Source organism: Polyangium sp. 15x6, assembly GCF_029960785.1.
Lineage (GTDB): Bacteria > Myxococcota_A > Polyangia > Polyangiales > Polyangiaceae > Polyangium.
The window spans coordinates 89,786-116,669 of sequence record NZ_JASBQE010000027.1; the positions used below are offsets into that span (position 1 = coordinate 89,786).

At 67.2% G+C, this 26,884-nt stretch carries 23 protein-coding genes; 10 read left to right on the forward strand and 13 right to left on the reverse strand.

Going from position 1 to position 26,884, the window contains the following annotated elements; translation table 11 throughout:
* Positions 1-10 precede the first annotated feature (10 nt).
* Positions 11-1,804, forward strand: a complete 1,794-nt coding sequence (locus QHF83_RS21295; protein WP_282419721.1) for an amidohydrolase family protein — start codon at positions 11-13, stop codon at positions 1,802-1,804.
* A gap of 39 nt (positions 1,805-1,843) precedes the next feature.
* Here the strand turns inward: QHF83_RS21295 and QHF83_RS21300 are convergent, their stop codons facing one another.
* Positions 1,844-2,434, reverse strand: a complete 591-nt coding sequence (locus QHF83_RS21300; RefSeq protein ID WP_282419722.1) for a hypothetical protein — start codon at positions 2,432-2,434, stop codon at positions 1,844-1,846.
* Positions 2,435-2,478: 44 nt separating this feature from the next.
* Positions 2,479-3,744: an amidohydrolase family protein gene (locus QHF83_RS21305; protein ID WP_282419723.1), complete on the reverse strand. Its 1,266-nt coding sequence runs from the start codon at positions 3,742-3,744 to the stop codon at positions 2,479-2,481.
* 320 nt (positions 3,745-4,064) lie between these two features.
* On the opposite strand from QHF83_RS21305, the gene QHF83_RS21310 reads away from it, so the two are divergent.
* Complete coding sequence (locus tag QHF83_RS21310) at positions 4,065-4,826, forward strand: hypothetical protein (RefSeq protein WP_282419724.1); 762 nt, start codon at positions 4,065-4,067, stop codon at positions 4,824-4,826.
* 17 nt (positions 4,827-4,843) lie between these two features.
* On the opposite strand, the gene QHF83_RS21315 is transcribed toward QHF83_RS21310, so the two are convergent.
* From QHF83_RS21315 to QHF83_RS21325, 3 genes are read right to left on the reverse strand one after another with little or no spacing between them, the layout of a single operon-like run.
* Positions 4,844-7,051, reverse strand: a complete 2,208-nt coding sequence (locus QHF83_RS21315) for a peptidase domain-containing ABC transporter (protein ID WP_282419725.1) — start codon at positions 7,049-7,051, stop codon at positions 4,844-4,846.
* The gene (locus QHF83_RS21320; protein ID WP_282419726.1) at positions 7,044-7,988 is read right to left on the reverse strand and encodes an HlyD family efflux transporter periplasmic adaptor subunit; all 945 of its coding nucleotides are present in this window, start codon (positions 7,986-7,988) and stop codon (positions 7,044-7,046) included. Before QHF83_RS21320 ends, QHF83_RS21315 begins: the two co-directional genes overlap by 8 nt.
* 9 nt (positions 7,989-7,997) lie before the next feature.
* Positions 7,998-8,771, reverse strand: coding sequence for an efflux RND transporter periplasmic adaptor subunit (locus QHF83_RS21325; RefSeq protein ID WP_282419727.1), 774 nt, complete (start codon positions 8,769-8,771; stop codon positions 7,998-8,000).
* A 255-nt stretch (positions 8,772-9,026) separates the two neighbouring features.
* On the opposite strand from QHF83_RS21325, the gene QHF83_RS21330 reads away from it, so the two are divergent.
* From QHF83_RS21330 to QHF83_RS21345, 4 genes are all read left to right on the forward strand, one after another.
* Positions 9,027-10,541, forward strand: coding sequence for a radical SAM protein (locus QHF83_RS21330; protein WP_282419728.1), 1,515 nt, complete (start codon positions 9,027-9,029; stop codon positions 10,539-10,541).
* Positions 10,542-10,574: 33 nt separating this feature from the next.
* A complete protein-coding gene (locus QHF83_RS21335; RefSeq protein WP_282419729.1) occupies positions 10,575-10,787 on the forward strand; it encodes a hypothetical protein in 213 nt (70 codons plus the stop codon).
* A 63-nt stretch (positions 10,788-10,850) separates the two neighbouring features.
* Complete coding sequence (locus QHF83_RS21340; protein WP_282419730.1) at positions 10,851-11,036, forward strand: hypothetical protein; 186 nt, start codon at positions 10,851-10,853, stop codon at positions 11,034-11,036.
* Positions 11,037-11,219: 183 nt separating this feature from the next.
* The gene (locus QHF83_RS21345; protein WP_282419731.1) at positions 11,220-12,269 is read left to right on the forward strand and encodes a hypothetical protein; all 1,050 of its coding nucleotides are present in this window, start codon (positions 11,220-11,222) and stop codon (positions 12,267-12,269) included.
* A gap of 58 nt (positions 12,270-12,327) precedes the next feature.
* Here QHF83_RS21345 and QHF83_RS21350 read toward each other — a convergent pair whose 3' ends face one another.
* Positions 12,328-13,329: a hypothetical protein gene (locus QHF83_RS21350; RefSeq protein WP_282419732.1), complete on the reverse strand. Its 1,002-nt coding sequence runs from the start codon at positions 13,327-13,329 to the stop codon at positions 12,328-12,330.
* A 150-nt stretch (positions 13,330-13,479) separates the two neighbouring features.
* Here QHF83_RS21350 and QHF83_RS21355 point away from each other — a divergent pair, with 150 nt between their 5' ends.
* The 3 genes from QHF83_RS21355 (at position 13,480) to QHF83_RS21365 (ending at position 17,071) form a co-directional block, all read left to right on the forward strand.
* Positions 13,480-14,244, forward strand: a complete 765-nt coding sequence (locus tag QHF83_RS21355) for a hypothetical protein (RefSeq protein WP_282419733.1) — start codon at positions 13,480-13,482, stop codon at positions 14,242-14,244.
* A gap of 115 nt (positions 14,245-14,359) precedes the next feature.
* Complete coding sequence (locus tag QHF83_RS21360; protein ID WP_282419734.1) at positions 14,360-15,688, forward strand: aminotransferase class III-fold pyridoxal phosphate-dependent enzyme; 1,329 nt, start codon at positions 14,360-14,362, stop codon at positions 15,686-15,688.
* A 12-nt stretch (positions 15,689-15,700) separates the two neighbouring features.
* Positions 15,701-17,071, forward strand: a complete 1,371-nt coding sequence (locus tag QHF83_RS21365) for an adenylate/guanylate cyclase domain-containing protein (protein WP_282419735.1) — start codon at positions 15,701-15,703, stop codon at positions 17,069-17,071.
* Here QHF83_RS21365 and QHF83_RS21370 read toward each other — a convergent pair.
* The 6 genes from QHF83_RS21370 to QHF83_RS21395 all read right to left on the reverse strand — a co-directional run bounded on the left by QHF83_RS21370 (position 17,049) and on the right by QHF83_RS21395 (position 25,021).
* Entirely contained in the window at positions 17,049-18,698 is a 1,650-nt protein-coding gene (locus QHF83_RS21370; protein ID WP_282419736.1) for a mechanosensitive ion channel, read from the reverse strand. The genes QHF83_RS21365 and QHF83_RS21370 overlap by 23 nt on opposite strands.
* Positions 18,699-18,746: 48 nt before the next feature.
* Positions 18,747-20,045: a hypothetical protein gene (locus QHF83_RS21375; RefSeq protein WP_282419737.1), complete on the reverse strand. Its 1,299-nt coding sequence runs from the start codon at positions 20,043-20,045 to the stop codon at positions 18,747-18,749.
* A 27-nt stretch (positions 20,046-20,072) separates the two neighbouring features.
* Positions 20,073-21,383, reverse strand: a complete 1,311-nt coding sequence (locus tag QHF83_RS21380; RefSeq protein ID WP_282419738.1) for a hypothetical protein — start codon at positions 21,381-21,383, stop codon at positions 20,073-20,075.
* Complete coding sequence (locus QHF83_RS21385; protein ID WP_282419739.1) at positions 21,383-22,354, reverse strand: tetratricopeptide repeat protein; 972 nt, start codon at positions 22,352-22,354, stop codon at positions 21,383-21,385. Before QHF83_RS21385 ends, QHF83_RS21380 begins: the two co-directional genes overlap by 1 nt.
* On the reverse strand, positions 22,348-23,643 hold the full coding sequence (locus QHF83_RS21390) for a serine/threonine-protein kinase (protein ID WP_282419740.1): 1,296 nt from the start codon (positions 23,641-23,643) through the stop codon (positions 22,348-22,350). Before QHF83_RS21390 ends, QHF83_RS21385 begins: the two co-directional genes overlap by 7 nt.
* A 112-nt stretch (positions 23,644-23,755) precedes the next feature.
* A complete protein-coding gene (locus QHF83_RS21395; protein ID WP_282419741.1) occupies positions 23,756-25,021 on the reverse strand; it encodes a hypothetical protein in 1,266 nt (421 codons plus the stop codon).
* 125 nt (positions 25,022-25,146) lie between these two features.
* Between QHF83_RS21395 and QHF83_RS21400 the strand changes: the two genes are divergently transcribed.
* Entirely contained in the window at positions 25,147-25,950 is an 804-nt protein-coding gene (locus QHF83_RS21400; RefSeq protein ID WP_282419742.1) for a leucine-rich repeat domain-containing protein, read from the forward strand.
* A 15-nt stretch (positions 25,951-25,965) separates the two neighbouring features.
* On the opposite strand, the gene QHF83_RS21405 is transcribed toward QHF83_RS21400, so the two are convergent.
* Entirely contained in the window at positions 25,966-26,853 is an 888-nt protein-coding gene (locus tag QHF83_RS21405) for a mechanosensitive ion channel family protein (protein ID WP_282419743.1), read from the reverse strand.
* Positions 26,854-26,884: the final 31 nt, after the last annotated feature.

Genomic DNA, 26,884 nt, shown 5'->3' on the forward strand with positions numbered 1-26,884 from the left:
AGGGCGTCCGATGTCCGCGAATCTCATCCTCAAAGCTTCGACGATCATCACGATGGATCCGGCCAAGCCGCGCGCCGAGGCCGTCGCCTTCGACACGGCGACCGGTGTGATCACCGCCGTAGGCTCGTTCGACGAGGTGCAGAAATTGGCCCCCGATGCCAAGGTGCAGGACCTGGGCGCGCTGGTGCTGATGCCGGGCTTCATCGACCCGCATAGCCATCCGCTGAACGGCGGCATGGTCACCCAGCCCCCGGCATACTGGATCTCGCCCTACATCAAAGACGAGAAGACGGGTACGTACCCGTATTCGACCTTCGACCAGGTCAAGGCGTTCTGGGCAAAGCTCGATAGCCAGCTCCCCAACGGCCAGGCGGTGGTCTGCAATGGCCTCGATCGGCTGCTCCAGGGCGCGCCGGAGCTCACCAACAAGGATCTCGATGCGTGCTTCCCCTCCGGCCGCCCTGTGGTGATCCTCGATAACTCCGGGCACGAGGTGTACTTCAACAGCACGGTCATCAAGGGCAACCCGACCGTCTTCCCCAATGGGATTCCCGTCGAGGATCCGCCGGGCGCGAGATACGGCCGCTATACGAAAGACGACGTCGCGAAGGACCCCACCTTGACGGTCGGCGCCTCGAACGGCCGCGCCTACGAGACGGCCGCGGTCCTGAATGCCGTGGGCTACGTGCTCCACGCGACGATCCCGGATCCGCTGCACTCCGCTGCGCTCTGGTACCAGTTGATGGCCAAGAACGGCATCACGATGACGTCGGAGCACACCTACCAGACGGAAATGCTCCCCTACTACCTCGCGCTCTCGTCCGTGCCCGACTCGCCGCTGCGCCTGGGGCTGTACCACATGTCGATCGAGGCGGACTGCGGCGAGAAGGTGCCTGTTCCCAACCTGGAGAGCCGGCTCTGGAAGCAGGGTATCAAGCTCTGGGCCGATGGGTCGCCGTGGGTCGGCAACATCGCCGCCTCGTTCCCGTACCTGGACAACGAGAAGGTGCGGGCCGCAGGCATTCCGCTCGGCCCCGGCGGGACGGACAACCTCAATTACACGCGCGTCGAGCTCGATCAGATCCTCGACAAGTACACGCCGCTCGGCTGGCAGTTTGCCTTCCATTGCAATGGCGACATCGCTCTCGATGTGGTGCTCGACGCTTACCAGCGCGCGCTCGCCAATCACGGTCTGCTCGGCACCGACCATCGCTGGCGCGTGGAGCATTGCGGTGGCTGCCGCGGCGATCAGTTCGCTCGCGCCGCCGACCTCGGCGTGATGGTCTCGCTTCCGCCGTTCCAGTTCATCTACTGGGGCGACCTGCTCGACGGCACGATGTTCACGCCCGAGATCGGCAGGCAATGGGTGCGGGCCGGGGACGCGATGAAGACCCGCGCGCCGGTGTCCTTCCACAACGACGGATGCGTCAGCCCGCCCAAGCCGCTGCTCAACATCCAGTCCATGGTCACGCGCCGCACGCCGTCGGGCACGCTGCACGGGCCCGAGCAGGCGGTGAGCCTGCACGACGCTCTGATGGCGCACACGATGCACGCCGCGCATCATCTGCGGCGCGACCACGATCTCGGTTCCATCACCGTCGGCAAGCTCGCGGATTTCGTCGAGCTCACGAATGATCCCTACGTGGTCGACATCGAGAAGCTGGCGAACGAGGTCGCGGTGAACGGTACCTGGTCGAATGGCAAGAGGGTCGACCTCGCGGCCTTCCTGGACCAGATCGCCAAGTATCCCGCGATCGAGGCGAAACCTCGAGCCCGTGCGGCGGCCTTCAAGCGTTGCTGCTGATCGTCGCCCTCGGCGCCGCGCCGACGAAGGGAGCCGCGCTCAGTAGGAACAGGTGAGGCGCGGCTCCAGGCGGGCGTAATGGTTCCAGCCCCAGTTGCTATCCCAGGATCCGTGCGATTCGGCCGCGACCTGGATGTCCCACGCGTTCTGCGCGCCGTACTCGTTGAATGCCCAGTAGAAGAGGTGCTCCTCGGTGGGCGTCATGTCGCCGCAGACCCATTGCCCGCTCGAATAGGGCGGGAACGTGAGCCCGTCGCAGACCGAATACCCCCCGTAGCCGCCATTGCTGCACCAGACACAGCTCCGCGGGCCCGAGTCGAGCATCACGTAGGCATCGCCGTTCGTGCCGGCGCTCGCCGGCAGGAACGCGTCATTGCCGTTGAGCTGCACGTAGATGTTGATCTCGTCGTCCGGGTACATGTCGCGGAGGTATCCGCGGTATGCGATCGTGAGCAAGGCGTGGGCATCATAGAGGTCCACGCTGTTCCGGATGATCTCGAAGGGCCCGGTGGAAACGGTGTCCACGATGCCACACGTCGGATAGCTGGGCGGATACATCGAGGCGTCGGCCTCACGGGTCGAGACGCCCAGCGCGAGCGGGAGAGCGAGCAGGAAGAATTGGGCTTTCATGAGGAGATCCGGCCTATCGAACAACTCGGCCGGCGTCAAGGACGTCAGAGCTCCGCGACCCGCCCGCCCATCATCACCTTGCGGACTCCGTTGATGACGACGTTGATGTCCATCAGAGGGTCGCCCTCGACCGCGATGATGTCGGCGTAGTAGCCCACCGCGACCTTTCCGATCTCGTTTTGCACGCCGATGCTCTCGGCTCCATGAATGGTGGCGGCGCGGATCGCCTCGAGCGGGGTCATCCCGGCCTGCACGAACCAGGCGAGCTCCCGCGTATTTTGACCAAATCCGGTGAACACGGCGTCCGAGCCCATCGCGATCTTCACGCCCATGAGGTGTGCCTGGGCCGCGCTTTCGAGGTTATCGCGAATGTACGCGTCGAACTTCGCTTCCAGATCGGGGGCGTAGCCGAAGAACGCGAGGTTGTCCTTGTAATACCGGTTGTGATCGATGGTCGGCACGTAGATCGTCCCCTTGTCGATCATGATGCCACAGTCCACCGCGTCGAAGCCCTCCGGATGCTCGATCGAGTCCGGGCCGGCCATGATGGCGAGCCTGGCCGTGTCCTCGTGGTACGCGTGAATCGCGATGGGCAAACCCTCCTGGTGGGACGTGTCGACCAGCAGCTGGAGCTCGTCGAACGTGAACACCGGCGCGCATTCGAGCCTCTGGTCGCTGCACCCGTCGGCCCATACTTTCACGAGATCGGCGCCGCGCAACACCTGGAGCTGCACCCAGCCCTTCAATTGATCGGCGGTGAGCGCACCCGGCTGCTTGTGATTGGAGATCCCGCCGATGGAGTTGAACATCCGCGGTCCCGGCGTCTTGCCGGACCTGATCTCGGCGCGCAGGGGGTTCAGGATGAAGTCGCTGCCGCCCTTGTCGATCGCGGTGGTGACACCGGTCCTGAGCGTCGCCAGAGCGGCGCCTCGGGCAAGGTCGAGGAGCTTGTAGGGGTTGTTGTTCATCAGCCAGGGCGCGCGGGTCCAGGGGAGCGTGCCCGGCTCCTTGTCCGTCTGGTAGGTGAAGTGGACATGGGCATCGACGAGCCCGGGGAGCCCGGTGTACGCCGTCCAATCGATGACGCTGGCCCCGCACGGAATCTGCTTTTCATCCGCGCCGACGTAGCTGATCCGATCCTCGTGGATCACGACGATCGCCTTGTCGATGACCGAGCCATCGTCGGGATTGACGAGCTTGCCCAGCCGAACGGCCTTGTCGTTGCTGGTGCATTCACCGCCGCCCGTGCCGCCGGAGGGGTTCTGCTTTTCCGGGCCGCAATGGACCGTCGTGAGGATGACGAAGGCCAACGTCGATCTTCGAAAAACTGTTTTCCACATGGGAAAGGTCCTGATTCTGTCGGGGTGCGGCTCCACGGCGACCCATGGATGTCCGTGATACCTCCATGAGCCCCGGAGCAGCAAGGACCGTACCGCTCCGGCCAATGGCTTCCGGGCTTCGCTGGACCGGCAGACAAGAGGGCGCCTAGCTCGAGCTGTCGCGGGCGCGCAACAACTGTCACGCCGCTATGACGGCACCCGTAACGTCGTCATGACAGCACGCGTCCCATGGCTTTCGAGCCACGACGACGACGCCGTCACACTCCGGGAGGCCCGGACGATGTACGGGCGTGCGAAGCCCGTTCCTGCTCCCCGTCCTGTCCCTCCTCCTCATCGCCTGCGGCGCCGCGCCGCCCGCGGCCCCGGTCGAGCCCTCGGCCCCCCAGGACCGCCCACGCGCCGCCGTTCGCCCGCCGGGTTGTCGTGGCTCCGGTTCCCCCGTGGCCCCGTCCATGCCCGCCGACGCCGCGCGGCAGCGAGCCGCGGCGGCCGCGCGCGCGCCGGACCGCTGGGGCAAAGGCTACCGAGCGCTGAAGCCGCCGCCGGGATTCCACGCCGTTCCGATAACGCGAGGCGCAGCCGAGGACGGCGAACTCGAGACGCCTGCCGACCTCGTGGCGAGATTCGAATACGACGATCACGAATACATCTCGGCGGTCGTCCAGGTGTTCGACCACCGGGCCCCGCGGCCGGAGGGACAGAGTTTGTTTCGTCACGCGGCCAGATCGTTCGACGCGAATGGCGAGGACATCCCCGACGACGCGGAAGACGACAGCTTCGTGAACTGGTTCGACCGCGTCGCCGAGTTCCAAGACGAGAAGGGCCGGAGCATCGTGGAATGGGCGTACGTGGAAAAAGGCTGCGAGCGCGCCGAGCTTTACGAGCGCTTCATCGAGGACGGGGAGCATCTCTGGCACGTCTCCATGGAGGTCATGCCCACGGCGCCCGAGGAAGATTTGCTCCTCTGGATGGCGCTCTTCTTCGATGCACCCCTCGCCGGCCCGGCACCCGCGAATCGCCGCGGTCTCGGCGAGGGCAAGACGACGCGCTGACGACGAGGAGCGAGGAGTTACCCGTCCTTCTCCATCTGCGTTGCAACGAGCGATGCATACCACCCGCCGCGGGCCACGAGCTCTGCGTGGCGTCCCTGCTCCACCAGGCGGCCCTCGTGCATCACGAGGATGTTGTCCGCGTTCCTGATCGTGCTGAGGCGGTGCGCGATCACGACGCGCGTGCACCGCAGTTTCGCCAGCTCTTCGTTCAGCGCGGTCTCCGTGATGGCATCCAGGGCGCTCGTGGCCTCGTCGAGGAGCAGAATGGACGGCTTGCGCACGAGGGCCCTGGCCAGCGCCAGGCGCTGACGCTGGCCGCCGGACAGGGAGCTGCCACCATCCGCGAGGACCGTGTCATAACCCGCCGGCATCGCGTCGATATCGTCGTGAATATGCGCCTGTCGCGCCGCCTCCATGACCTCGTCCGCGGTCGCATCCGGGTTTCCCAGGGAGATGTTGTCACGGATGGTGGTCCCGAAGAGCGAAACCTTCTGCGTGACGATACCGAGCTGGCTGCGTACATGACGGATATCGAGGTCCGCGAGGTTGACCCCGTCATAGAGGATCTTGCCAGAGTCCGGGCGGTAAAGGCCTGCGAGCAGGCACGCCAGGGACGTCTTGCCGGAGCCCGAGCGGCCGACGATGGCGACGAACTGCCCCGATTCGATTCGAAGCGAGACGTCGTCGACCACCACCGGGTCGAGCGGGTTGTACCGAAAGCTCACGCGCTCGAGCTCGATGTGCCCGCGCACGCGCTTCAAGGCCTTGCTCCCAGGCGCTTGCTCGGGCGGCGTCCGCCGGACATCCTCGGCCCGCTCGAGATAACAACCGAGGAGCTCGAGCTTGCTTCCATTCGACGAAAGGCTCGACAGCGGCGCGAAGACGCCCGCGGCCAGCGCATTGAGCGCGAGCATCACCCCGAGCGAGATCGTTCCGTCGAGCACCTGGATGGCCCCGACCCATAAAACGACGAGCGGGGCGCTCATGCGGAGCGTGCTGCCGAGCGCCTCCACGGCCGCGTCGAGCTTGCCCTCCGAGAGCGAAGCATTGAGCACGTCGACGAACAGGTTCGACCATTGCTCCAGCGCGCGCGCTTCCGCTCCCATGGACTTGAGCGTCTCCACGTTGGCGAACAGCTCGACCTGATACCCCTCGGCGCGCGCCTGCCTGGCGAGCATCCGGGCGTCGAGCTCTCTGCGCTTTTTGCTGGTGAACGCGAGGATGCCTATCTGAGCGATGCCGAACGCCAAGGCGAGCAGCCCGATCTTCCAGCTCACCATGAACAGCAGGGCGAGATAGCCGACCGCCATCGTCCCATCGAGGAGCGCCGACAGCATGCCGGAGGTCAAGATCTGGCGGATGAGGGTATTGCTGTTCAGCCGCATCAGGAGATCGCCCGTCGAGCGGCGCTGAAAGAAGGCGTAGGGCAGCGCGATGAGGTGCTCCATGAAGCTCAAGGTCATCCGGGCATCCAGGATCGTGCGCATGTCGAGGAGGAGGTGCGCACGCACCAGCGAGGCCAGGAGGTGAAAGACCACGATGCCCACGATGCCAATGGCCAGCACGAGGAGCATGTGCAGGTCGCTCCGCGGCACCACGCGGTCCACGACGGTGCCGGTCAACACGGGCAAAGCGAGCAGCATGGCTTGCAAGAAAAACGAGGTCGTGACGATGCGCCCCCATTCGCCCGCGTCGCGCAGGAAGGTGTGGTATCCGGACGAAGAGGTTCGCTTGCTCGCGCCCTCGTGCGGAGGGAAATGCTCGGACGGCTCGAGGACCAGGGCGACGCCGGTGAAGGAGCGGTCGACCTCGGACAGGGGCAACCGGAGCCTGCCCGCGCCCGGATCGATGATGTCGATCCCTTTTTTCGAGGCCCTCTCCAGGACGACGAAATGGTCGAATTCCCAGTGGAGGATCGACGCCGTGGGCAGGTGCCCGAGGGCCTTCAATTCGAGTCGCACGCCGCGGCCGCGGAGCCCATGGTAGCGGGCCGCGCGGAGGATCTCCCGGGCCGTCGTGCCGCCCCTGCCGAGCGCGACGAGGCTGCGCAACTCGTCGTAAGGGACGTTCTTGCCGTGGTACCCGAGCACCATGGCGAGGCAGGCAACCCCGCATTCCGTGGACGCGAGCTGCTGGATGAACGGAATGCGCTTCGTCTTCTGGCCCAGGCGCGCGAGCGCCGGGAAACGGCGGCGCAGATCTCCGGATTGCGCTTCGTTATCCATGTGTCCTCCGGAGCAAAACGCGAAGGCCTGGAATCAACGCTACGATCACGCGCTCCGACCGCACGCGCACTTCCCCCACGCCGCTCATTCCGTGATGGAAGTCGAAGCGTTGCCCCTCGATCTCGAACGTCGGGGACGAGGGGACCGACTCGATCAGCACGACGGGCCCCTTGATCTCGACCGTATCCCCGAGCTCCTGTCCCAGATGACGCTTGACCTCCAGCGGGCCGATGATCTGATTGCCGACCGAGGTGATGGTCGCCTCGGTGTAAGCGAAGCGATACCCTTTCAGCTCGAAGCGCATGGACATGCCGGGGCGGAGCTGGGGTCTGTACTGGGCAGGCACGATGGCGAGAATCGAAGGCTCCCTGCTGGGGTCGAGCAGGTGGAGCACGACGTCGCCCGCCGCGACCGCCTGACCCGGGCGAATCCTGACATCACCCACGATGCCAGTACGGGGAGCGCGAATGAAGAGCTGCTCCAGCCGCGCCTTGGCCAGGTCTTTCTGGGTTCGAAGCGCCGTGAGCGTCTGCCGCGCCTGCGCGTCGGACGGATCGCGCAGGGTCTTCATGAGCTGGAGATCGAACTCGCGCTGCGCGCGCGAGAGCTCGGCTTCGGCTTGCCACGATTGAAGGCGAATCAAAAGCTCACCCGCCGCGACGTGCTCCCCCGATCGAATGTCGATGGAATGCACCGTTCCCTGGACGGTCGCCGTGAGGTCGAGTTTGCCGGGGACCCAGACGACGGCAGGGCCGGACGCATACTCGGAAATCGTGGCGAGGACGCTGAATGCGACAATGGCGACGAGCGCAGCGAAGAGGATACGGTACGACCACGTCGTCCAGCCGGAAGGCGTGCGGAGAATGTCGCCCTCGAGCCGGCCCGCATTTCTCCGGAGAGCCTCGCGTCGGAAGATCCTGGACGCACCTCGATCCATGGTGGGGCCTCACGGGTCCGGCCGGAGAGAGACCTCCGCGCCTCGGCCAGCAAGCACGGCGTTCTGGAGATCTCCTCCCTCGATCATCGCCTCGACGACGACCATTCGTGACGCCGCGTCGATCTCCGGGGCGATCCTTTCCACCTTTCCATCGAGCACCACCTCGGGGTTCCCGTCGACGGCCGTCCCGATGCGCAGCGCGCGCCCGACGGAGAGGAGCGCGACCTCGCTCTCCTGCACGGCGAATCGAACGAACAAGGAGCGCGCACCGACGAGCCGCACGACGGGCGTCTCCGTCGTCACGCTGGCGCCTGGATCGACGAAACGGGCGGCGATGTATCCCTCGAAGGGCGCGGTGATTCGAAGGTCCGTCTTGCTTCTACGGAGCTGCGCGAGCTTCGCGCGCCGCTCGTCGATCTGCGCGGAGAGGGTCTCGACGTGTGCTCGCCGGATCGCGACCTGATGTCGAGCGGTCGCCACGTCCTCCCCGGTCGTGAGGCCCTCGGCGGAGAGCCCTTCGCGCCGCGCCAAGCGCTCCTCGGCCTCGGCAAGTTCCTGCTTGGCCTGCTCGCGTGACAACTCCGCGCTCTTCAAGGCGGCCGCCGCCATGCGTACGTCGAAGGCGACCGAGGGTGCGTCGAGGACGGCAATCAGGCCCCCCTCGGGTACCCGATCTCCGAGACGAACGGAGACCTCGCCAATCTTGCCATCGAACCTGGGCGCGATATCGACGGTATTTCGTGAAAGGATCACCCCGACGAACCGTGGGGAGGGACCTGCCACGCTTTCGCTCCTCGCCCCGGAGCCCGGGCTCGCTGGCGGCGGAGTATCGACATGCGCCGCGGCTTTCACGCATTCCGGGTCGTGGCACCCGAACAGGAGCAGCGGTAGCAGGGCGAATATCGCGGCTCCCCCGAGCTCCCTCCTCGCGACGTTCATGGCGTCGGAGCATGTAAGGCGGCGCGTGGGCTCCGGCCAGGCGACCTCACGGCTCCCGCTCCGGTCGTAATCGACCTAGGTACGAGCGAGAGAGGCGTCATGAACGCAACGCGAATCGTTCGGCTGAACGTATTGCAGCAATCTCCCCATGACCTGACGGAGGCCGAGCCGGAAGAGCTGTCGAATGCGTCGAGGATCGAGTCCTGGGTGCCCTCGCGCTTCAACGTGCACGCGACGACCGACGATGGGCGGCTGATCCTGTGGAACACGCTGAGCACGGCGATCAGCGTCTTCAAGCCCGCGCAAGTCCCGCAGGTGCTCACGTTGCTCAAGGCTCCGGGGTTCGCGTCGCGCCGGGAGGGGCTCGCGGGGTACCTCGTGGAGCGCGGATTTCTGGTCCGGAAGGGAATGGACGAATACCGCAAGTTCCTCCTCGCCTTCGGCCAGCAGCATTACCGGACCGACAGGCTCGAGCTCTTCGTGCTCTCATCGGAAGACTGCAACTTCCGGTGTACGTATTGCTACGAGGATTTCGCGCGCGGCACGATGCGCCCGGGGGTGCGCGCCGGGATCAAGCGGCTCGTCGAGAGGCGAATCGAGGAGCTTTTGACGCTGGACATCCGGTGGTTCGGCGGTGAACCGCTGTATGGCTGGGAGGCCGTCGAGGACCTCGGGCCGTTTTTCTCCGAGATCGCGGAGAAGCACGGGGTCGCATACCGCAGCCACATGACGACGAACGCCTATTTGCTCACGCCCGAGATCGCGGAGAAGCTGCTCGCCTGGCGGGTGAACGCGTTTCAAATCACGCTCGACGGCATCGCCGCGACCCACGATTGCAGCCGGCCGACGCGGGACGGGCAAGGGAGCTTCGCGACGATCTTCCAGAACCTCGAAGCGCTCTCGCAGCGGCGTGACGAGTTTTCCGTCACGCTGCGAGTCAACTTCGACAAGAACAACCATCCCTACCTCGAGGAGCTGTTCGAGCTCGTGGAGAAGACGTTCCACGGGGATCCTCGTTTCACCCTCGATTTTCATCCCGTGGGGCGCTGGGGGGGTCCGAACGATCCCGAGCTCGAGGTGTGCGGCGACGACGAGCGCGACGCGGTGCAACGCGCGCTGAAGGCGCTCGCGCATCGACATGGCCTGAAGTTCTCCACCTTGAAGGACGTGAACTTCCTCGGCGGGCAGGTTTGTTATGCCGCGCGACCGTTCAACTTGATCATCGGCGCGAGCGGCAAGGTCATGAAATGCACGGTCGTGCTCGACAAGGACGAGAACAACGTCGTGGGGCGCCTCCACGAGGATGGTCGGCTGGAGCTCGACGACGATCGGATGGCGTTGTGGACCGAGCCCGCATTTCAGCGCGACTCGCAATGCCAGAAGTGCGCGGTACTGCCGAGCTGCCAGGGCATCTCATGCCCCTTGCCGCGCATCACGGACGGCGTGCGCCCGTGTGTCCCCACGCGGACCCATTCGAAGAGCGAGCTCTTCGAGCTGCTCGAATACCCGACGCGTAAGGCGCGCATTCGAGGGGTCGCGGAGAGGACGGAGACGGCGGCGCACGACAAAGAGCACATCGAGCCTTCCGACGATGGGCGTCCGGCGGCTCGATGAGCCCGCATCGCGGGTCTGCAGAGGAGGAAGCACATGTCCGACAAAGTGAAGAGCGCAAACGAGAACGTATCGACGGAGGACGCGGTAAAGCTCGAGATCACCGAGCTCGACGATCTCGATCTCGCTGCCGTGACGGGCGGCAGCGAGGACGGCGAGAACGTCGGGGAGGCGGAGCTCCCGGCGACCAGCAATCGAGGTTGTGGCGCCAATCGTCGCTCCTGCACGATCGTCGTGAGGCGGCGATAGTAACCGCCGACAGCGGATTGCGCATGGGCAGGTGATGGGGAGGGAGGGAGGGAGGGAGGGAGTATGTCCGAGGGAAAGAAGAGCCCGAGCGAGAAGGTGTCGACGGAGGAAGCAATCGAGTTCGAGATTGCAGAGCTCGACGATCTCGATCTCGCCGGGGTGTCCGGCGGCGCCCGCAAAGAGGACAAGGGCGACATTACCAATGGCTTCGCCTGCCCAACCAATAACTGCGGTTCCAAAAGGGGCTAACGCATAGTCCGGGAGCGGTTGCGCGTGGTGCCACGCCAGCCGCTTCTTTCATTTCACCCGTTGCCGAAGGAGCTCTCCAGCATGGATCCCCGCGACGCATGGCTCCCCCCCGATACGATCGCCGAACAGGGGAGAGTACGGCGCCCGCCGCTCCGTGCGTGGGCGTCCGATTTGATCGACAGGATGAATGCCCTGGAGCCGGACGACGCGGGCTTTTTGCGCATCGAGGAGTGCTGCAACAACACCGGGCTCATCGAGGTCTACCGGGGTCGGCCGGGCGCGGCGGCAGAGGTCTGCGCGCGGCAACTGGAATGGGCCGCGCGCCTGGTCGGGCGGCACGGCGTCATGGGCGCAGGGGAGCACCTGATCCAGCCCTGGATCAACCTCGGCAGGCTGCGCCGCATCGCGGGCGATCACGAGGCCGCGCTCGCCCATTTCGCGCTCGTGGTCGAGACCCTCTCGGCCAAGCCCGTACGGCTGGGCGACCTGGAGATCGACGCCGCATCGTGGCGAGCGCTGGTGCAGCATCGATCGCTCTACGATCTGCTCAAAAACGTGTACGTCGTCGACTCGGTCAAGACGTACTTCGTCGCCCGGGACCTCACCGGCGCCCTCGATTGCTTGCGCCGGGCGCGCTCGCTCTGCGGCGAGGAGCCATTCCCCCTGCTGAAAGAGATGGAGCTCCTCACGCTCGCCAGGCTCACGCGATTCGAGGAAGCAGCGGCTCTGCTCCAAAGCAATGCCTGGAACAACAGCGGATTCCACAAGCTCCTGCGGGTCACCTACCGCGTGGGTCTGCATGCAGCGTCGGGTGAGCTGCCCCGGTGCAAGCGCCTCATGGAGGATCTCGCAGCCCGCGTGCTCTCCATGCGCGGCCTCTCCGAGCCCGACGATCCATGCGTGCTGCGATATCTCCACTACCTCGGCGGCCTCGCCTCGCGACTCGGTCTCGACGAACGCGCAGCGCAGATCTTCCGCCTGGGCCTCGGAGCCGCCGAGCACGTGGACGACGTCCCGTGCCGCGTCGCCTTCCTCGACGCGCTCATCGACGCTGGCGTCGAGGACCGCAGGGCGCTCGAGGCCGCGCGCGCCGCGCTCCTCGACGATTGCCTCTACGTCCCGTTGCTAAAGGCGCGGGGCATGACGGCCGACCCCGCGGCCCTCTCCGATCCGGTCTTCGACGAGCTCCATGCGAAGCTCGAACGCGCCATGGTGGATCGAGAGGCCGTGTAGCTCGGAACGTCGCCAGGACGCCCCCCCGCTTCGGCATCCCTTCCGCGCTCAGCTCCCTTCAGAACGCGCAGACCTCATCCGAAACCCGCACCGTGCACACCATTTCGCTGCACCGAAGCGTCCCGAGGCAGTTCCCGTCATCCATGCACGCCTCGCCCTCGATCGCCTTCCGCTTGCACGTCCCGTTGTCGCAGAACGCGTATTGCAGGCATTCGTTGTCCATCGTGCAAGCCGTCCCGTCGCCCGGGAGCTGCACGCATTTGCGGTCCGTCGGGTGGCAATAATCGTCGAACCGGACGCACGCGCCCTGCTGCAGCGAGGGGTTGCACTGCCCGCCGCGGTTTTGCAGCAGGTAACAAGTCTGCGGGTTGCCGCCGACGTCGCAGCGCATCCCGTCCTTGCATTGGTCGACCGCGTCGCACGCATCGCCGTTGTCCTTGCGCGCCTTGCACGTGAACGGCATTGCGGCTTGATCGCAATAGGCCGACGCGACGCACGGGTTCGTCGTGCAGTCGCCGCCCACCGCCACGAGCGCCGGCCGCTTCTTGCACACGCCGAGAGAGCAGACGCCGCCGCCCGTCGGCATCGACGTGTCGCAGAAGCTGTCGCCCGCGCACTCCTCCGCGAGCAGGCACGCCTCGCCCTCGCGCACCGTGCCGACGAACATCCCCTCGCACGCGTCGGAGATGCTCTTCAGCGACGTCGCGCGCGTCTCGCACGTGTATGCGCGCACCGCTTCGACGCACGCGCGACCCGCCGTCGGATCGTACGTCACGAGCCCGAGCACCGCGTCCGTCAGGAGCTGGAGCGTCTCTTGCTCGTCGCCCTGCGTCGCGTCGCACGTGGGCTTGTCCGGCGAAAGCCCGCACCGCACGTGTTGCTCGCACGTCGCTTGCGCGAGCTCGTCACGCAGCGCGTCGAGCGGGATCGGCCCGGGGCCCGCCGGAGGTTCGTCCCCGCACGCGCCGAGTGGCGCGGCGAGCAGAAAGAGCGCCGAGAGCCGAAGGGCGAGCCCGGTCGTGGTGCGAGGCAAAGGGAAAGAACGTGAGTGGATTTTCATGATGCGCGAGTGTACCGGCCTCCGCGCCCTGGAAAAGGTTTTCCGCGCGGGCTCGGGCTGGAGTAGCTTCCTCGCACCACACCCGTCAACGCTTGGGGCCTCGGATCGCCCGCGGCGTCCCGCGCCCCAAACCCCAGGAGGTTTCCACCCATGGTTCGCTCCCTCGCCGCCCTCACCTTCGCGCTCGCACTCTTGCCGGCTTGCGGCCCGGCACAAGAACCCGTCACGCCCGAAGGCGGCGGTGAAAGCGCTCCGAAGGAGCCCGCCGCGGAGGAAAAGAAGCCCGCGGAAGAGGCGCCCGCCGCCGAGGCGAAGCCCGAGGGCGAAGCGCCCGCCGCCGAGGCGAAGGCGCCCGAGCGCAAGCCCGCGGAGGCGAAGGCCTTGAGCGAGTCGGAGTCGCTCGCGAAGGAGATCATCAAAGGCGGCGGCCGGCGCATCGGCTGGTCCGCGTCGAAGAAGCTCTTCGTCGTGCCGATGGAGAAACGCACCGAGTCGACGGGCAGCCTCGACATCCACTTCTACGGAGAGGACGGGCAGAGCCGCGATCCGATGCGCGTCTGTCAGCCGGGCGAGTGCGAGGAGCACCTCGACGAGAAGGTCGCGGAGGTCCTGCCGAAGCTCGCGCAGAAGCTCGAGGAGGGCCAGTTCGTGGCGATCCGCAGCATCGGCTGGCCGGACAACCGCGACGAGCTCGACGTGTCGAGCCTCTCGATGAAGCTCAAGTGGTCGAAGGGCAAGATCGAGGGCGTGAAGGAAGGGCAGAAGCCCGTCGCGTTCACCGCGGCCGGCGGCAAGCTCGACATCTCGGCGCTGAAGGCGATCTACGTCGTGCCCGACTCGAAGCTGCTCGGCGTCTTCGGCACGCCCTCGAAGCCGGGCTTCGTGCAGACGTTCCACGTCGTCAAGATGCCCTGAGCATCACGGGTCGACCGGCGCGTCCAAAGCCTCGGCGAGAGCCTGGAATCCGAGGGGGCGCGGACACCAAAACCGCCGTTCCGTCTCGCGGGCCGATGTTCTAGGATGCGCGGTCATGACCGACGACATCTCCGAGCTCACGGCGCGGTATACCTACGGCACCTGGCGCGCGCAGCGCGGCTGGAAGCCCCTGCACGTCACGAAGGCCGAGGGCTGCCATTTCTGGGACGCCTCCGGCAAACGATACCTGGATTTCTCGTCGCAGCTCGTCTGCTCGAACCTGGGCCACCAGAATCAGGCGGTCATCGACGCCATTTGCGCGCAGGCCAAGGAGCTCGCGTTCATCGGCCCCTCGTACACGTGCGACGTCCGCGCGAAGGCCGCGCAGAAGATGCTCGAGGTGATGCCGAAGGGGCTCGACAAGTTCTTCTTCGCCACCTCCGGCACCGAGGCGAACGAGGCCGCCATCAAGATCGCCCGGCTCTACACGGGCAAACACAAGATCATCGCCCGCTACACCTCCTACCACGGCTCGACGGCCGGCTCGATCGCCGCGACGGGCGACCTGCGCCGCTGGTTCGTGGAGCCGACGGGGAAGATCCCGGGGGTCATTTTCGGGCCCGAGGCGAATTGTTATCGCTGCCCGCTCCAGCAAAAGCAGGGCAGCTGCGGCACGGCCTGCGCCGATTACCTCGCGTACATGATCGACCACGAGGAGAACGTCGCCGCGATCATCGTGGAGCCGATCGTCGGGACGAACGGCGTGCTCGTGCCGCCCCCGGACTACCTGCCGAAGCTCGCCGAGCACGCGAAGAAGCGCGGCGTCCTGCTCATCGCGGACGAGGTGATGACGGGCTGGGGCCGCACGGGCAAGTGGTTCGCCGTGGAGCACTGGGGCGTGACGCCCGACATCCTGACGACCGCGAAGGGCGTGACGAACGCGGCGATGCCGCTCGGCGTGGTCGCGACGAGCCGCGCGATCGCCGATTTCTTCGACGACAACTACTTCGCGCACGGCCATACCTACGAGGCGCATCCGCTCACGCTCGCGCCCGCGATCGCGGCGATCAACGAGTACAAGCGGCTCGACCTCATCGAGCGCTCGGCGAAGATGGGCGAGTTGCTCGGCCAGAAGCTCAAGGCGCTCGCCGCGAAGCACCCGTCGATCGGCGACGTGCGTGGCCTCGGCCTCTTCTGGGCCGTCGAGCTCGTCAAGGACCGCACGACGAAGGAGCCGTTCAACACGCCGCAGGACAAGGCGCAGCGCAAACCGCTCGTCATCGACGCGGTCGCCGCCGAGATGACGAAGCGCGGGGTCACGGTGCTCGCGTGGGTGAGCCACCTCGTGATCGCGCCGCCGCTCATCGTGACCGAGGAGGAGCTCGACGAGGGCATCGCCGCGCTCGACGCCGCGCTCACGATCGCCGACGAGAAGATCGCGTAGCTCGAGACCCGGATGACGGATCTCGCGCCCCCGACCGAGGCCCCACGCTCGCTCGCCTCCGGACGAAGCGCCCTCGCCGTTCCCCCGGCCGAGGGCCTCGCCCGGAGGACGATCAGCGACAACCTCGCGCGCGAGATCCTCATCAGCGAGCGCTTCCGGGCGCAGCTCCTCGCGGGGGCGTTCGGCGGGGCGCTCATCGCGTTCCTCGCGCTGTCGGCGTCGTATCCCGGCGCGATGGCCGAGTTTTTCCATAGCCGCCTCGACCGCGTCCGCGTGGGCCTCTTGCTCGGCGGATTCGCCGCTTACGAGCTCGTCGCGCTGCGCGGCATCGAGAAGCTCATCCAGAGCCGCAAAAAGCCGGCCGTGGCGCGGCGTTACGTGGACACGCTCGTCGAGACGAGCCTGCCGACGTTGGCGATCGTCTATTACATGTCGATCGTCGAGCCGTTCGAGGCGCTGCTCCTGCCGCCGGCGTTCGTCTATTTCGTGTTCATCCTGCTCTCGACGCTGCGGCTCGATCCGAAGCTCTGCGTGTTCTCGGGGATCGTGGCCGCGGCGGAGTACGCGCTGCTTTCGTTCTTCGTGCTCCAGGGCGCGACGGCGAAGGCGGCCACGAATCCGCTCGCGTCGGCGGCGCATCACCTCGGCAAGGCGCTCATTCTGCTCGGGAGCGGCGTGGCGGCGGGGTTCGTGGCGCGGCGGCTGGAGAAGGGCTTTCGGCGGACGCTGGAGTCGCTCGAGGATCGCAGCCGGATCCTGAGCGTGTTCGGGCAGCACGTCTCGCCCGCGGTGGTGGAGCAGCTGCTCGCGCAGAAGGCGGACGTACGGAGCGAACTGCGCGAGGTATGCGTGATGTTCCTCGACGTCCGCAATTTCACGGCGTTCTCGGAGCGAAAGAGCCCCGAGGAGGTCGTGGGGTACCTGAACGCCCTCTTCGATTTCATGATCGAGAGCGTCAACGCGCACCACGGCATCGTGAACAAGTTCCTCGGCGACGGTTTCATGGCGGTGTTCGGCGCGCCGCTCCGGGGCGACAACGATTGCAAGAACGCGGTGGAAGCGGCGATCGAGATCGTGTCGAGGCTCGAAGCGCTGGTCGCGGACGGATCGATTCCGGCGACACGGGTCGGCATCGGCATCGCGTCGGGCAAGGCGCTCATCGGGAACGTCGGTTCGTCGGAGCGAAAGGAATACACGGTGATCGGCGACGTGGTGAATGTCGCATCCCGCGTGGAGGGGCTCAACAAGGAGCTCGGATCCCAGATTCTCGTGACGGCGCGTGTCTTCGAATCGTGCGGGCTGGAACTGCCCGAGGCGTCGGCGACGGCCCCGCTCCATGTGCGCGGCCGAAAGGAGCCCGTCAGGATCTTTCGTTTGGCCTGAGAATCTCAATAGAAGGCACGACGCGCACGCCCGCTCTCCCGAGGGGGATTTCCGCGGCGGAGAGCGCCTCGACGAGGAGCACCACGAGCTCGCTCGATGCGCCCGCGCCGGCGCGATGCGCCGTCACCCGATAACGAGCGCCCTCGGCGTCGAACCGCACGAGCTCGACGCGCGGCCGACTTCCCACGGCGCCCGCCGCCTCGCGCAGGAGATCGCGCACCTCCTCGTCGAGGGCCGTCTTTTCGAGCGTGACCTCGACCGAGACCGGCGGCTCCGGGCCGAGGAGGCGCGTGGGCCGCACGAGTGAATACAGGTGCGGGATACGAAAGGTCCCGTCCTCCCCTTCGAGCTCGACTTCGAGGAGGGAGACGGCGCGCACCCTTCCCGCGCGTCCGCCGATTTCAGCATGATCGCCGACCGACAAACGCCGGCCGTACACGACCACGATCCCCACGGCCGCGCTGGCGACGACGGGCGTGGTGGAGAGCGCGAGCGCGGCGATCACGGCCGTGCCGGCGCGCGCGAGGGCGCCGTCGTCGCCGCCGAGGACGAGCGGCGCGGCGACCAGGAAAAACCCGATGACCACGGCCGCGCGGACGAGGATGCTCGTCGGCGCGGCGAGATCGGCCGGGAGCCAATCGAGGGTGGTCTGCCCGCGCGCGACGCCGTCGAAGAAGAGGCTGATGAAGCGGACGAGGACGATGAGGGCGATCGCAGCGATGACCGCGACGACGAGCAAGGGGAGCGAGCCAATGAGGCGCGCGAGGAGTGAATAAAGCGGGCCGAAGACGAAGCCGCTGAGGCGCTCGGCATACCCGCGCGTGGGCTCGAAGAGGGAGAGGCCGATGAGGACCCAGCCATAAGCAATGCCCAGCCGGAAGAGGACACGCGCGGCCTTCGTGGCGATGAGCATCGCGGCGCGGAAGGATTCCGGCCGGACGACCTCGATCGATTGCAGGCGAATGGCGGGGATACGCTCGGGGTGTTCTTCCAGGAAGGTGCGGGCCCGGTCGGCGACCTGGCCGATTTTGCGGGCGAAAAAGAGGGCGACCATGCCCGAGAGGACGACGAGCGCGACGGAGAGCAAGGTGAGCAGCGCGGCGCTGCGGGATTGCTCCTTGGCGAGCGCGACCCGGATGCGGCCGGCGACGTCCTCGGCGAGCGCGGCCACGCTGGCCTCGCCGGACGCCGCGGCGTCCTCGGGGCCGAAGGTGACGACCGTTCGTTCCCCAACGATGATGAGCGCTTCGTCGCCGCGGCGATCGACCCGCACGGCGGCCTGCTCGCCGCTCTCGGCGGCCGCGCGGAGGGCCATCGAGGCGGCGCGCGCGCGCTCCTCGGGCGATTCATCGGCGCGGGGGACACGGATCGAGAAGAGGCGCGCGTCGCGGAGGCGGACGGGGACGCCTTCGGCGATGGGAGGCGCGGCGGTGGCGGTGGCGGTGGCGGAGGGGGACGCGGGAGCGGAGGCGGAAGCGGGTGCGGGAGCGGAAGCGGAAGCGGGGGCGACGGCGGAAGCGGCCTCGGGCGCCAGCACCGCGCCATCGGGCGCGGCGTGGGCGGCGATCGGCAGCGCCAGGCACATCAGCGCGAGGAGGACGCCTCGGAGCGGACGGAACGGGGGCACGTGGCAAGCTTCGGGCGGCGGGCCGGCAAGGTCAAGTGCGACGGGCGATTACTGGCAGATGCAGGTCATGCGCTTGCAGTTGACACAACCATTCTCTTGAACCGTCCCCGCCGTGAAGGACCGGGGCTGTTCCCCGATGAAGCATTCCTTGCTCTGGATCTCGAAGCACGCCGCTGTCTGGTCCTCGCAGCGGAAGCAGTCGAAGTTGCAACATTGCGCGATGGGCGCGCCGCACCCCGCATCCCCATTGCAAACCCACGTGCCCTTGCACGGCGCGCAGCTCCCGCCGCAGTCGACCTTCGTCTCGCTGCCGTCCTGCACCCCGTTCTCGCACCGGCATGTCCCGCCCACGCAGACATCCGCGCCCACGCAGCGCCCGCCCGGATTGTTGCCGTCGAGGGCCGGCGCGCATACGCCGTTCGGCATTCCGGTCGCCGTATTGACGCACCCCATGCACTTGCCGTCACACGCGCTCTCGCAGCATACCCCCTGGACGCAAAAGCCGGTCGCGCAATCGGGGTTCGTCATGCACACCGCCCCCACGGATTGCTCGCCCACCGAAACGCAGCCCATGCCCTCGCAAAAAAACCCAGGGCTGCAATCGCCGCAGACGCCATCCGTGCACGATTGACAGCCGACCCCGCACGCGGTGCCGGTCGCCGCGTTCCCGTGGACGGTGCCCGTCTCCGAACAGATGTCGTCGGTGCAGGGATCGCCGTCGTCGGCCGCGTCCTGCGGATACGGGATCTGGTCGAGCTTCCCCTTGCCGTCACAGGCCTCGGCCTTGCAATCGCCCTTCACCGTGTCGGCGACGATGGTGCCCGCCGGCTCGAAGACACGAATGCAGACCTTGCTCTCGGTCGGGCACGACCATTTCAAGCACGGGCCGTCGTCTCCGCAGTCGCTCGGCATCGTGCAGCCCGTGCAGGACCCGAGCCCGTCGCACTTGAGCTGCTTGTCCTTGCCGCAAGGGGCGTTCTGCTCCAGAGGCACGAAAAGCGGCGTCCCCTCCACGCACTTGTCCTCGGTGCACTCGCTCCCATCGTCGGGGAGCTGATCCGACGCCGACTTCACAACCGCATGCCCCAGGCCATCGCAGGTCACGTCCAGGCAATCGTCGAGCGGCTGGCCGGGAGGTCGCTCCCCCGCGGGTAGCACGTTCATGAACCTGCAGACCCCCTGCTCACAGGCCCGCGTCCCGCACGCGGTGTCCTCGCCCGGACAATCGCTCGCCTTCACGCACGGCGCTCCGCCGGGGGCCTCGAGCGTCAGGCATCCGCCCGCGGCGACGACGAGGGAAAGGGCCAGACCCCTAAAAAATGCCTGAAAATAAGTCGGCGATCGCATGCGACCCCAAGCGTTCCGATAAAGTTTTCATTGACAAATGCAGGTCATGCGGTTGCATGTATCACACGGAAAATCGTAGAACGAGCCACCGGTGAACGACTTCGGTTGCTCTCCGATGAAGCATTCCGTGCTCTGGGTCTGAAAACACGCCTCCGTCTCGTCGCCGCAGTCGACGCAGAAGAACGCGCAACATTGCGCAATGGGCTTGCCGCATCCCGCATCCCCATTGCAAACCCACGTGCCCTTGCACGGCGCGCAGCTCCCGCCGCAGTCGACCTTGAGCTCGTTCCCATCCTGGACGCCATTCTCGCACCGGCACGTCCCGCCCACGCAGGTGTCCGCGCCCATGCAACGCCCCCCTGGATTGTTGCCGTCGAGGGCCGGCGCGCATACGCCGTTCGGCTTTCCGGTCGCCGTATTGACGCACCCCATGCACTTGTCGTCACACGCGCTCTCGCAGCATACCCCCTGGACGCAAAAGCCAGTCGTGCAATCGGGGTTCGTCTTGCACACCGCCCCCACGGGTTGCTCGCCCACCGAAACGCAGGCCATGCCCTCGCAAACGAACCCGGGGCTGCAATCGCCGCATACGCCGTCCGTGCACGATTGACAGCCCATCCCGCACGCGGTGCCGTTCGCCGCGTTCGCGTGCTCGGTGCCCATGTCCGTGCAGATGTCGTCGGTGCAGGGGTCCATGTCGTCGGCCGCGTCGGTCGGATACGGGACCTGGTCGAGGTTCCCCTTGCCGTCGCAGGCCTCGGCCTTGCAATCACCCTTCACCGTATCCGCGACGATGGTGCCCGCCGGCTCGAAGACACGAATGCAGACCTTGCTCTCGGTCGGGCACGACCATTTCAAGCACGGGCCGTCGTCTCCGCAGTCGCTCGGCATCGTGCAGCCCGCGCAGGACCCGAGCCCGTCGCACTTGAGCAGCATGTCCTTGCCGCAAGGCGTGGTGTTCTCGAGAGGCACGAAGAGCGGCGTGCCATCGACGCACTTGTCCTCGGTGCACACGCTCCCATCTTCGGGGTGCTGATCCGGCGCCGGCTTCGACACCTCGTGTCCCGCGCCGTCACACGTCACCTCCTGGCAATCGTCGAGCGGCTGGCCGAGCGGCTTTTCCCCCTTGGCCAGCACCTCCACGTACGTGCACACGCCCTCGTCGCAGAAACGCTTGCCGCACCCCGTATCCTCGCCCGGACAATCCTGCGCTTTCTTGCACGAGTCCGGCGGCTGCTTGTTGAAATCGTACCCGAGGACCACGCACCCGCCCGCGCCGAGGAGGAACGTCAGGGCGAGGACCCTGGAAAGCACCTGCGTCTTCTTCGTGGATCGCATCAGAACTTCCCCTCGACCCCCACGAAGCCAGGCCCCACGACGAAGGAATGGCCGGGCTTGTTCTTCTCCTGGCCCTTCTTCTTCCCGTCGAGGAGCAGGAGCACCGCCCCCGCGCCCGCCCCCGCGATGCCCACGCCCCACGTGATCGCATTCGCCACGAGCATCGTCTTGCCGAGCTTGGCCGCCTCGTACCCCTGTGCCGTGTCGCATTGCACGTTGGGGCAACCTCCCTCCACGCGGCCATTCGCCGAGACGATGATCCCGCCCGTGATGATCGCCCCGACGAACCCGAGCCCGCCCACGCCGAGCGCCGCGATGCCCGCGATACGCCGCGGCCCGAACAGGGGGGGCGGGGGCGGCTCGACGATGACCTTGCCTGCGTTGACGAGGATCTCGACCTGCTCCGCCTCGGCGACCTCGAGGACGTACTTCTCCTCGGTGCGCTTCGGCGCGAGCACGGAAATGGTGCGCTTGCCGGGATTGATGGGCACCGCGACGCCGATCGCCTCGGCCTCCTTGCCGTCGATCGTGACGCGGGTGTCCTTGGGCAGCGCGGTCTTGGGCTTGATCGTGAGGTACGGGATGCGCGGCTCGATCTCCGCGAGCTTCTTCTTCGAGGGCGCGAGGCGCGGATCGCCGGGGTCGAGGACGACGATGCCCTCCTTGTAATAACGCATCGCCGTGACGAGGCGCCCCTCGTGCTCCTCGCATTGCGCGAGGTTGAAGAGCGTGCCGGCGCGGCGGACGAGCGCGAGGCTCTCCTCGAACTTGGGGCAAGCCGTGGCGTAATCGTTCCTGTCGATCGCGGCGCGCGCCTCCTTGAAGAGCTCCTCGGCGCGGCGCGCGTCGTCGTCCGTCTTGTCGGCCGCGGCGGGGCGCGCGAGCAAGAGCGAAAGAAGGGCCGCGCCGAGCCCCACGGCGCGCAGCTTGCGCCGCTCCCAGGTCGAGCAGTCGTTCTTCGAGGTCACCATTCGCTGAAGATGTCCTTCGAGCCGCCTGTTTGTGGAGGCGTCGTGCTCTTCTGGGGGGTCGGAACGGGCGAGGCGCGCGGCCCCGTCGCCGCCTTCGGCGCGGCGCTCGCCGAAGGCGGAGGCGGAGGCGCGAGAGCGACGGAGGTCGCCGCGGATGCTGGCGGCGCGAGGGCCGCAGACGATGCGGGCGCGTGCAGTGCCGCGGGCGAGGTCGCCGCCGCGGAGGGCGTCGTCCCGAAGGCGCGGACGAGGACGAACCCAACGCCGCCGAGCACGAGGGCCGCCGCGAGCGCGGCGCCGACGAGCACGGCCTTGCGCGAAGGAGGCGGCGACGCGGCGTCTCGCGAGAACGCGGCGCCGCCCTCGGACGGCCCCATCGTGATCGGCGGCGCCGGCGGCATGAGCTGCATCGCGGCGCGGAGGGCGCGCTGCATCGTGCGCGCGTCGGGCCAGCGGCGCTGGCGATCGAAGGCGAGCGCGCGATCGACGACCTCGCAGAACGCCGGCGGCAAACCGGGCATGATCGAGCCGATCGGCGGCGCTTGCCGCGTCATCGCAAGCAGCAGGACCTTGTTCACGGTCTCGGCCTCGTGGACGAGCCTGCCGGAGAGCGCGTAGTACATGACCGCGCCGAGCGCCCAGAGGTCGGTGCGCGCGTCGATCTCGGCCGTGTGACCGAGCGCTTGTTCGGGCGGCATGAAGGCCGGCGTGCCCATCACGCTGCCGACCTCCGTGGCGCGACCGACGCCCCCGACCGCCGCATTCTCCCGCATGCGCGCGATGCCGAAGTCGAGGATCTTCACCTCGCCGGCCCTCGTCAAAAATACGTTCTCGGGCTTCATATCCCGATGCACGATGCCCTTGTCGTGCGCGGCCGCGAGGACGTCGAGCAAGCGCTCCGCGACGAACGCGACCTCCGACGGATGCAGGCGTCCCCCGGGATGCGCGCGCCCGCGCTCCTCGAGGTTCTGCCCTTCGAGCAGCTCCATCACGAGGAAGACCGCGCCGTCCTCCGCGCTGTCGTCGTCGAGCACGGCGACTGCGCCCGGATGCTCGATCCGGTTCGCGACGTAGCCTTCGCGCAGGAAGCGACGGCGCGCTTCCTCGTCGGTCGCGAGCTCCGCGCGGAGCAGCTTCACCGCACCGCGCTTGCCGTTCCTGTGCGTGGCCGCGTAGACGCACGCGGTGCCGCCGACGCCGAGCAGGCGGTCGAGCCGCCATTTGCCACGCAAGACCTGGCCCACGCGGGCTTGGGCTCGCTGGAAGACGTCGTCGGCGACCCGCTCCATCGTGCTGATCGAACCGTCTCGTCGCGAGACTGTCAAGGCGTGCGGGGGGCTTCTCGCGGAGCGGAGCCCCCAACGTCAACGGGACGACCCCGGCTTTTCACGGGCGCCCGGCTTACTTCTTCTTTTGCTTCGCGAGCCCTTCGAGGATCTGGAGGAACCGCTGGCACTTCTTGCCGACCTCGAGCCCGTAGGCCGCACGACCATTGCAAAGCTTCTCGGCGCGCTCCATGGCCACGGCGTCGCCTTTGATCGCGCGGGACGCGACCTCCTCGGCGTCCGGCGCGATGCCCTCTTTGTAGGCCGTCTCCTTTTCGAGCTCCTTCGAGGCGAGCGCCTTCTTGAGGTCCTCGGAGATCTCCGGTACGTCGGCCCACGCCGCCGAGGAGCGCGCCGCGCCGCGCGCGTACGCAAGCCAGATGCGGCCCTTCGCCTTCGTGTCGCCGCACGGCATGTCGGCCTCTTTGGCCATCAGATCCGCGGCGACGAGCTTCGCCTCCGCGGCGCGCTCGAGCTTCTCCGCGGCGCCCTTCGCGGTCGCCTTGTCCTCCGCGGAGAGCTTGCCCGACTCGACGGCCTTCGCGAGCGCGTCGCACGAGGCCTCGTACCGCTCGCGCGCGCGTCGCTCCTCGCAAGCCTTCTTTTTCTCGTCGATGCGCGCAAAATGCTCGGGCAGCGCGTGCCGCTTCTCTTCCTCGTCGATGTCCGTGATCGAGCACGGGTCGGTCGCGGCCGTGATGCGCGCGTCGAGCTTCTGGCGTGCGGCGGCGATGCGGCGCTCGCGGATCATGAACGCGCCCGCGACCGAGCAGATGGCGAAGATCAGGAACACGAGCGAGACACGAAAGAGCTGCCGCCGCTGCAGGTGCCGATGGACGAGCCGGCTCCGATCAATGAGCTCGCCGGCCTTCTCCATGGCCTCTTCCCAGGCTTCGAGCTCGGCCGCGAGCACCTTCAGCGGGCCCACGAGCGCGCGCTCGCGCGAGAAACGACGCGCCACGTTCGTGAGCGTCTGCGCGGCGCTCTTCCTCTTGGGATCGACCTCCATCGTGGCGCCGGCGAGGCCCGTGAGCAGGCCTCCGACGGAGACGGCGTACTGCTCGAAGACGCTCTGCGCCTCGACACGCGCGCGCTCGAGCTGCTGGAGCTGGCCCATGTACCCGGCCCACGGGAGGATCGCCTCGACGTCGCGGGGCTTGAGACCGAGCCGCTTCGCCGTGACCTGAACGGCCGTCGTGAGCGCTCCGAGCAGGCTGTCGTGCGAGACCTCCGCGAGGCCCTGCGGGACGCGCACCTCGCGAAAACACTCGAACGCCCTGTACGTCGGGGCGAGCGCCAATTCGCTCAGCGTGCTGCCGAAGTCGAGTCGTGCGGCCGTCAAGTGCTCCCCTCGTTTTTTCGCGGGAGACTCGATGGTACGGGGGTTCGAGACCCAGCGCAACGACGCGTTCGTCCCGCGCACCAGGATCTACCCCGCCGCGTCCGGCCCTTGTACCATCCGCGCCGATGCTGCCCCGAACGATCGCGCCCCTCGCGGGAATCGCTCTCTCGATCGCCCTCACCTCGCTCGTCGGATGCGACGAGAAAAAACCCGACGCCGCGCCGACGAAGCCGAGCGCCGCGCCCGTCGCCTCTGCTGCGCCGACGCCGACGCCGACGCCGACGCCGAGCGCCGCGGAGCCTGCGCCGCCACCGAAGAAGAAGGACGTCGTGTGCTCGAAGGACGCGACGATCACGTTCACGAATCAGGCGTTCGAGGACGCCGTGCGCAGTCAGGCACAGAAGAAAGAGGGCGCGCTGACGCGGGCGGACCTCGGCAAAGTGAAGACGCTGAAGCTCACCGAGGCGAAGCTCGAGGAGCTCGACCCGTGCATCTTCCCGCTGTTCACGTCGGTGAAGGGCGTCTACCTGCCGCCCGGGAAGATCGAAGATCTGAGCCCGCTGAAGACGCTCACGACGATCGAGTCGCTCCGCATCGCGGCGACGCAGGTCAAAGACCTCACGCCGCTCGCGGGCCTCGCGAAGCTCGATCGGCTCGATATCGGCCGGACGCCGGTCAAGGATCTCACGCCGCTGTCAGGGCTGACGAACCTGACGGAGCTTCAGATCGACGAGACCGAGGTGACGGATCTGACGCCGCTCTCGAAGCTGAAGAAGCTCGAGATGCTGCAGATGAAGCGCACGCGCATCACCGATCTTTCGCCGCTGAAGGAGCTCAAGAGCCTGAAGAGCCTGCACATCGGGGGCTCGGCCGTGAGCGGTCAGGCCGTGATGCTGGGGATCCCCGGGCTCAAGGTGAACGACGAGTGAGCGTCCCCCTCGGGACTAGTTGACCTTGACGACCGGCGCGCCGAGGGCGGCCCGCGTCGCGCCGGTCTCCGCGTGGACGACGCGGATCTCGCGCTGGGGGAGCGGGATGTCGACGCCACGCTCGCGAAAGGCTTCGACGAGCGCGCGGTAGAGGCCGAGGTGCGCCTGCTCGTACTCGGGGACGGGCACCCACGGGCGGACGGAGATCGTGAGCGCGAAATCGGAGACCTTGCGGATCCCGATGAGCGGCGCGGGCTCCCGGAGGACGCGCCCGTCGGCGAGGACCGTCTCCGTCGCGACGTCGATGGCCTTTCCGATATCGGAGGCATGCGCAATGCCGATCTCGATGTCGAGCTGGCGTTTCGTGCCGTAGTTGTGCAGGATTTCCCCGGAAATCTGGCGGTTCGGGATGACGATCAGCGATTGATCGGTGTGGCGCAGGGTGGTCGAGAACAGCGTGATGTCGACGACCTCGCCGTGCTCCTTGAGGACGTCGATGTATTCGCCGACCTTGAAGGGCTTGAGGAAAAAGATGGTCATGCCCGCGATGAGGTTCGAGAGCACGCCCTGCATGGCGAGGCCGATACCGACACCGGCGACGCCGAGACCGGCGATGAGCGAAGCGACGGGGACGCCGATCTTTTCCGCGGCAATGACGATCGTGGCGCCGACGACGACGAGCCGGAGCAAGCGGACGATGAGGGTCCGGAGCGCGACGTCGATCGTGGCCTTCTTTTCGAGCCAGGCGTCGAGCATGCGGGTGAGGTATCCCGCCACCTTGAACCCGACGAAGACGATGACGCACGCGCCGAGGATCTGAAGCCCGTACCGCACGGCGAATTCGACGAGCGTGGTCTTCAGGCTCGTGAGGCCCGCGCCGACCTGGTTCATCGTTTCCTGCATGAGGGGGATGGTCGCATCGGGGAGACGGGAA